The sequence below is a fragment of the Acinetobacter sp. 228 genome, from assembly GCF_048147885.1.
Genome location: NZ_JAYWYV010000511.1, coordinates 1 through 1,109, shown reverse-complemented (window position 1 = coordinate 1,109; position 1,109 = coordinate 1). Strand labels below are relative to the sequence as shown.

Annotated in this window: 1 protein-coding gene; it reads right to left on the bottom strand. The window is 39.3% G+C overall.

The genetic code is table 11. The features are described from left to right. Nucleotides 1–470 precede the first annotated feature (470 nt). Nucleotides 471–1,109 (bottom strand): pirin family protein (locus VXQ92_RS20315; RefSeq protein WP_416683000.1); only part of this gene is annotated, 639 nt, incomplete at its 5' end.

The window sequence follows — 1,109 nt, the reverse complement described above, 5'->3', positions numbered from 1 at the left end:
GAATGTTTTTTAAGAGGACTAACTACATGCAAATGAAAAGTTTAGGGTTGTGTCAGTAGCGGCTAAATACGAGTTATAAGAAAGGGGCTGCATGCTGTATTTATCAAAAAATAACTTGTTTATTTAGCATGGCTCCTTTAAATAATGAAAGAGAAAAACAACAATGATCTCTATAGCTGTATGAGGGAGGACGTTATTTGAAGTTATTTATTGTGATATTTATTGCCATTTTTTCGAGTATTGGAATCATTTGCTTAATCGCATTACTCAGAAATTCAAAAAATTATTCACCATCGGGTGAGCATGATTATTCAGCTTCAACACATCTACAACACCACCATATTTACGATAACAGTCACCATAGTTCTCATTCATCAAATGATTGCTCATCATTTTCCGACTCAGGCGGATGTGATGGAGGCGGTAGCAGTGACTAAAAAGCCCTTTCATATAAAGGGCTTTTAAGCAGTTTAAGGTAAATCAAACCAGATAAATTGGCTGTCTTCATTTGCATGAATCACGGCGTTATCTTCAAAGACCAGAGCATCACCCGCTTTCACTTCGTACTCACCAATACGAACTTCACCTGAAATTACATGAACGTAATTAACTCGTTTTGAAGTCTCAACTGGCAGTTCACGACCTTTTTCAAGTACAGCAGATTTTACCTCTGCATCTTGGCGAATATGCATTGGTGCATTTGCGTCAGGGCCTGCAATCAAATGCCATTCGTTAGCTTGATTACGTGGGTCCAAACTAATTTGCTGATAATTTGGCTCGGCTTCTTTTACATCGGGAATAATCCAGATTTGTAATAAGTGCACTGGTGTATCGGTGTTATTAATCTCACTATGAGCAACACCTGTACCGGCACTCATAAGTTGCCATTCACCTGCTTTAATCTGGCCTGCATTTCCCATGGTGTCACGGTGTGAAATTGCACCATCAAGCACACAGGTTAAAATTTCCATGTTGTCATGCGAGTGAGTACCGAAACCGTTGTGGGCATCGATTCGGTCATCATTAATGACTCGAAGTGCACTTACCCCCATATATTTAGGGTTATACCAGCTACCAAACGAAAATCTATGATAATACTCTAACCAGCC